Here is a 6629-nt window from a genome sequence, read left to right as displayed (position 1 = left end):
CTGCACCGGGCTACCTTGCTGAATACCTGTTGCTGCAGGTATGGGCTCCACCTTATCGCGTTAAGAATGATAAGAAAACTGGTGAAATCAATCATACAAGGCGCTCCAGCACCGCGCACTTCGTGCGCTCGACAGGTTGTAAGTCGCTTTTTTGTGGTTTTGCTGCGCAAAAGGTTTCCACAAAAAAAACCAACTTACAACCTGCGGCTGAGCTTAACGTTGTAAGGTAATATTTTAGTTTTGTCATCGCACTCGGTTGGTGTTGTGAAGAAAAGCGTTTGCAGTTTCTATTACACCACCTGCCGTCCGGTCTAACCTCTGGTCGAGTGCTGAAAGTTCACGTAGGTTTCACTGTCGTGCTAAATTCGCCGCAGTGTTAGCTGACGTTGAAATGGAATTACAGTGAATCGCGCTCGGCTACAGCTCCATCACGTCCGCGCGCTGAAATTTAAGGTCGGTGCGGTTTTCGTAAGAGTCTGCACCTTGTAGCAACAACTAACCTCCTGCTTACAACCAGTCGTTTAATACGCGCACTGCGTGCGCTGGGACAGTTTGTAAGTCGCGCATTTGGTTTGTCGTTGCGGAAAGTTTATCGCAAGCGCAACTTACAAACTGCCCATTAACTAAGCGTTATAAAGCGCGGCCTTTTTTGGTTGGTGGTTTTGGAAAGTAAGTCCGCTGTAGCAATATTTTAGTTTGTGCGTGCGGCTGGTTTTGTGTTCTAAATTGCTAAGCGAGTTTTGGTAGTAACGCAGTTTCGTTAGAATCTCTGGAATAGTTCGAATTGGCATCTTCTGCACTTGGCGGCGGGTGTTCTAAAGTTCAGTTCCGCATGGTTCTGAAAATTGAACAGTAATGTAGGTGCGGCCTGAAATATTTTAGCCCGTGCTAAGTTTTACCGAATGTGCGTAGTGTTATAACAAAGTATTCAAATTCGTTCCGCTACGCTCCACCGGACAGAATTTAAGTCGCTCTTTTGTGGTTTTGCTTCGCAAAAGGTTTCCACAAAAGCGCGCCTTAAATTCTGCCGTTTAATACAACGTTGTAAGGTAATATTTTAGTTTGTCATCGCACTTGGTTGGTGTCATGAAGAAATGCGGTTGCAGTTTCTAATACATCACCTGCCGTCCGGTCTAACCTCTGGTCGAGTGCTGAGAGTTCACGTAGGTTTCATTGTCGTGCTAAATTCGCCGCAGTGTTAACCGAAGTTGAAATGGAATTACAGTGAATCGCGCTCGGCTACAGCTCAATCAAGTCCGCGCGCTGAAATTTAAGGTCGGTGCGGTTTTCGTAAGAGTGCCCGCGCTGTAGCAACAACTAACGTTCTGCTTACAACCAGTCGTTCAATACGCGCACTTCGTGCGCTGGGACAGTTCGTAAGTCGCGCATTTGGTGAATCGTTGCGGAAAGTTTATCGCAGGCGCAACTTACAAACTGCCCATTAACTAAGCGTTAGTGGTCGTGTTTGCTGTAATCCCGCTTCAGAAAGTTTGTGCCTAGGTGCCATTGGAAAGTTTTGTTTTCTGTTCCAACATTTTTGTGCGTGCTACTTTCAGGCTTCGGTGTTTTACCGCGCTTGGTTGGTTTTGGTAGCAACGTAGTTTTGTTTTAATTGTGCGTTCAACTCGCACTTGGCGGTTGGTAGTTGTCGGAAGCTCGCGGTATCCGGGTAACGGTTCTGTGGCCGTAACGTTGGGCATCGCAGGTTTAGCAGCTTGGTCGTTTGCTGTGGTTTTTATCAACGCAGTTGTGGCAGTTGTAAACGGCTTCGGAAACACACTAACCAGTCGTTCTAGGCCGCACGCTTCGCGTGCTGGACAGCTTTTCCGTCGGCCGTTTTGCGCATTGGCTTCGCCAATTGTTCGCGCAAACCGCCCTACTCCAAAGCTGCCCCTAAACTTTGCGTTGTAAGGTAATATTTTAGTTTTGTAATCGCACTTGGTTAGTGTTGTGAAGAAAAGCGTTTGCAGTTTCTATTACATCACCTGCCGTCCGGTCTAACCTGTGGTCGAGTGCTGAAAGTTCACGTAGGTTTCACTGTCGTGCTAAATTCGCCGCAGTGTTAACCGAAGTTGAAATGGAATTACAGTGAATCGCGCTCGGCTACAGCTCCATCAAGTCCGCGCGCTGAAATTTAAGGTCGGTGCGGTTTTCGTAAGAGTGCTCGCGCTGTAGCAACAACTAACGTTCTGCTTACAACCAGTCGTTTAATACGCGCACTGCGTGCGCTGGGACAATTTGTAAGTTGCGCGTTTTGTTTGTGGTTACGGAAAGTTTATTGCTAGCGCAACTTACAAACTGCCCATTAACTAAGCGTTGTAAGGTAATATTTTAGTTTTGTAATCGCACTTGGTTGGCGTTGTGAATAAAAGCGCTTGTAGTTTCTATTACATCATCTGCCGTCCGGTCTAACCTGTGGTCGAGTGCTGAAAGTTCACGTAGGTTTCACTGTCGTGCCAAATTCGCCGCAGTGTTAGTGAAAGGTGAAATTGAATTAAAGTGAATCGCGCTCGGCTACAGCTCCATCATGTCCGCGCGTTGAAAAAAATAGCTCGGTGTGGTTTTCGTAAGAGCTTGCACTTTGTAGCAACAACTAACGTCCAGCTTACAACAAGGCGTTGAATTCGCGCACTGCGTGCGCTGGGACAGTTCGTAAGTCGCGCAGTTGGTGTGTCGTTGCGGGAATTTTATCGCAGCGCAACTTACAAACTGCCCATTAACTAAGCGTTAGCCATAATAAGGAAATAGAGAAAATGCGCTTCGTGATTTTATATATCATCTTAATTTCAGTTGCAGTTCTAGCGTATTGTCGATCTGATCGCTTTACCGATGAACAGAAAATTTCCTACTTCAATAAGGAATGCCTAAATGCCAAAGAGGAGATATTCTCTCAAGAGTTTTCAACTAGCCTTGCACTTGAATATTATCCAGTTTCTGGTGTGATCGAAGAAAACTACTATCCTACCGGGTTGGCCAAAAAGCTTCTTAAATCTAAGCGGTTTGAAGAAGTGCAACTTTTGTACAGTAGTGGCGACCTGAGCCCAACAAGAGCTAAACTCGACTACTATTGCGAAGGTGAATTCATGATAGTGGCGCGTAAAGAAGAAGATATTAATCTTGGTTTGTGTGGCATGGTGAATGGTAAACAACATTATTGGGTTCGCCAAAGTAAAAAGATGGTTTCAGACTATGTAGTCAGATATCGCTATGGCGAGAGAAATGAATATGATGTAAGAAAATTCATATTCTCTATTGAAAACTATAACAGTGGTGAAGTTATTGCCATGCAAAGTAGTTATCAATTACTTTTAGGAAAAATGAGTAGAAAAAATCAAGTTCTTCTCGGGTGGGGATCAGCAGAAGGCGCAAGGAGCTGCCCTTTAACTTTACCCGAAGAATTTGTCTTGAGTGCACTAAATACAAGTGGCTAACAAAGTTATCAAACGGATGGTATTTTAAGTAGCAGTTTTGCCATTTCGCTTCGCTTCATTTTACGGCAAAACTGCTACTTAAAAACCACCGCTTATAACGGCGTTAAATTCAATCGGAATGAATCTATGAAAAAATATAAACTTTACATCTTTGCTTTATGTCTAATTTCCTCAATAGCAAATGCTCAGACAGGTTCAACATCTTGTCTAAGTAGTCCGAACGGAAAGAATGTTTCATGTGGTGGTATGTCGACATCTTGTCTGAGTAGCCCTGATGGTAAAAGTGTAGCCTGTGGCGGAATGTCTAACTCTTGCCTGAGTAGCCCTGATGGTAAAAGCGTAGCCTGTGGTGGAATGTCTAACTCTTGCCTGAGTAGCCCTGATGGTAAAAGCGTAGCCTGTGGTGGAATGTCTAACTCATGCCTGAGTAGCCCTGATGGTAAGAGTGTAGCCTGCGGTGGAATGTCTACTTCTTGTCTGAGTAGCTCTGATGGTGGAAGCGTAGCGTGCGGTGACGCTCAAACAAAAAATCAAAAAGAGCATCAATAAGAAAAATTGTCGCTATTAGGCTTGTAATTTAACAAGTCGCTCAAGCATCGCGCACTTTGTGCGCTGGACAGCTTTTAAGTCGCAGTTTTGTGGTTTTGCTGCGCAAAAGTATTCCACAAAACCGCAACTTAAAAACTGCCGCTTAGCTCGGCTACATGGACTCCCCCAAGTGTCAAGCTAAGACCGCTTTTGACGTTCAGGAATAGACTGCATCTCTACATTCGGTTTACTGATGGCAATAATAATTGCCTGAACCAAGATGAGTATTCGCTGGGAGCGGCCTCATTCGTTAGACGATCTTAATCGATCACCGAGCTAAACAGGCTTTGGCTCCCCCGGTCTGACCTGATTGTCATCTGCTGTCGTCGCAGGACTCGGTGGGTGGCTATTCAATCGTTGTTGATGAATAGCATGGAACTCGTTTTAACGTTTACTGATTACCGCTTTTGCTTTCGTTTTTTCATTTCTAATCACTCGTAGGTTTTTGGTTTTCATGATTGTTGTTCTAGCTAGTCGCCAGGACTTTGTAATCTTCCTGTTTCACCATGAGCGTCCAGATAAGTCGTGCATTGCGTGCCGCCATTGCAACTACTGCACGCAAGTAGCCTCGTCGTGCAATTAGTTCACGCGCCCAGCAGCTGATTTTGTCTTGTTTATCTTTTAGATTGGCGAGCACTGAGCGTGCGCCGTGTACTAAACACATTCGCAGGTAGTTGTCGCCTTGTTTGGTAATTCTACCTAACCGTACATTTCCACCCGTGGTGTATTGCCGGGGAACTAAGCCGAGCCATGCGGCAAACTGCCGGGAATTTTTAAAGAGCATTGGATCGGGTACGCTTGCAACGACACTCGATGCGACTTGTTCGCCAACACCAGGAATCGTGAGCAGGCGTTTTGCTACTGCGTGATGATGTGCTTGCCGAAACAGTTCGCGGTCGTAAAACAGAATTTGTTCATTGGCAATTTTGATTCGATCCCAAAGATTGCTAATCATCTGTCGCGCAAGCATAGGCAGGCCGTTATTGGCATCTTCAAGAATTAGCGGAATTTCACGTTGCGCGGGGTAGCGGCCTTTGGGCATGACGATACCGAACTCGCTCAACAATCCGCGCAATTGATTAATCAATGCGGTGCGTTCGCAGACTAATCCCTGACGCACGCGATGTACGCAGAGTTGCGCTTGTTGCTCAGCGGTTTTGATCGGTACAAACCAAATGGTTGATCGACCAACCGCTTCACAAATTGCTTCAGCGTCGTTGTTGTCATTCTTGCCGCCTTTGCGAAAGGGGGCGATAAACTTGCTGGCGATGATGCCGACCTTGTGGCCCAGCTTGGTAAATTCGCGCCCCCAGTAGTGAGTACCGCTACAGGCTTCCATGCCAATCAAGCAAGACGGGCACTGTGCAATAAAGGGCAGCAGCTGTGCACGCTTGAGCGTTTTGCGTAGGACGACCTTGCCGTGTTGATCCATGCCGACGAGGCTAAAAGAAGTTTTCGCTAAATCAATACCGAGTGTTGTAAGATTCATGGAAATCGCTCCTCTGGTGGTTGTGACATCACCGATAATTTACGCTGGCTCGGCGCTGCGTGTTAAGAGGGGGAGTCCATATCATTCGTTAGGCAAAAGAAGGGTGAATTTTGAATCAAGAATTTTTAAAGCAGGTAGAGTCTTTCAATTATGATTTTTGCTCTATTGAAATTGACGGAAAAATGGAAAGCATAAATTTACCATTCTGGTCATTTACCGAAATTGAAAGTGGCTTAGCTCTTCGTGAAGAATGGGATGTTTTAGAGAATTTCATCCCATTTTATGGAAATTGGCATAGCCTATTTTGTCTTGACTCTAAATCTGGTGCAGTAATTTATATAAATGACGAGCGGGAAATAATTTATAGCTGGAATAATACCGAAAATTTTATAAACTGCTTGTCGAGTGTTGAAGTTGCATTTGAATCAAATATTGAACCTATCAGCGCGTGGTTATCGCCAGAGCTTTTTGCAAAGGTTACAAAAGAATAAAAATGCCTAACAAATCAATCAAACGGATGGTTTTTAAGTTGCTCTTTTGCCATTCCGCTTCGCCCCACTTTATGGCAAAAGTGCAACTTAAAAACCACCGTTTATCGCGGCGTTAGGCTGGCTCAAGGAGACAATGTGCCAAACCACTTTAAAAAAATTGAGCGGAAAGCTTTTGCAATTTTTATTACGTTAACTTTTATTGCGGCGGCAATAGGAATAACGCTTTTAATACTTGGAAAACCTGCCGCTTCAAAATGGCTAGCTACGAGCGGTCTATTATCAACTATTACTGGCGTAATTCAGTTAGAAATAGGCGGTCTTTTTGAAAGGCTCACACAGCACTACGGAAACGACGAACAATATCCTTTCGGCCCATCATCGCATGTTACGAGAGAAATAATTGACAATCCTGATAGACCATTTCGGACATGGGTTAGAAATGTATCTTTTTTCAATTTAAAAACTGGTTTTTGGCTAATAATAGTAGGCACCTTAGTTCAGGTGCTCGCTGTTTGGGTTTAAAAAGCCTAACAAGCGACTGTGGTAGAAAATCAATACCTGAAACGCAAATTTAGTTAGCCTGCCACTCGCAGTTATCCCGCACCATAGCGTTTAAAATCGTCATCATTT

Annotated in this window: 5 protein-coding genes; 4 read left to right on the top strand and 1 reads right to left on the bottom strand. The window is 44.7% G+C overall.

Annotation, left to right across the window (positions count from 1 at the left end; translation table 11 throughout):
* Together ACFODX_RS13780 and ACFODX_RS13775 are read left to right on the top strand one after the other, a co-directional pair.
* The coding region (locus ACFODX_RS13780; protein WP_378120137.1) for a hypothetical protein at positions 1-230 on the top strand (230 nt) is incomplete at its 5' end.
* A 2523-nt stretch (positions 231-2753) separates the two neighbouring features.
* Complete coding sequence (locus ACFODX_RS13775; RefSeq protein WP_378120135.1) at positions 2754-3431, top strand: hypothetical protein; 678 nt, start codon at positions 2754-2756, stop codon at positions 3429-3431.
* A 1054-nt stretch (positions 3432-4485) separates the two neighbouring features.
* Here ACFODX_RS13775 and ACFODX_RS13770 read toward each other — a convergent pair.
* The gene (locus ACFODX_RS13770) at positions 4486-5508 is read right to left on the bottom strand and encodes an IS110 family transposase (RefSeq protein WP_378120133.1); all 1023 of its coding nucleotides are present in this window, start codon (positions 5506-5508) and stop codon (positions 4486-4488) included.
* 110 nt (positions 5509-5618) lie between these two features.
* Here ACFODX_RS13770 and ACFODX_RS13765 point away from each other — a divergent pair, with 110 nt between their 5' ends.
* Complete coding sequence (locus ACFODX_RS13765; protein ID WP_378120131.1) at positions 5619-5999, top strand: cell wall assembly protein; 381 nt, start codon at positions 5619-5621, stop codon at positions 5997-5999.
* A 135-nt stretch (positions 6000-6134) separates the two neighbouring features.
* Positions 6135-6521: a hypothetical protein gene (locus tag ACFODX_RS13760; RefSeq protein WP_378120129.1), complete on the top strand. Its 387-nt coding sequence runs from the start codon at positions 6135-6137 to the stop codon at positions 6519-6521.
* Positions 6522-6629 lie beyond the last annotated feature (108 nt).

This window comes from Cellvibrio fontiphilus (assembly GCF_042646205.1).
Lineage (GTDB): Bacteria > Pseudomonadota > Gammaproteobacteria > Pseudomonadales > Cellvibrionaceae > Cellvibrio > Cellvibrio fontiphilus_A.
This window is presented reverse-complemented; position numbering and strand designations above follow the sequence as displayed.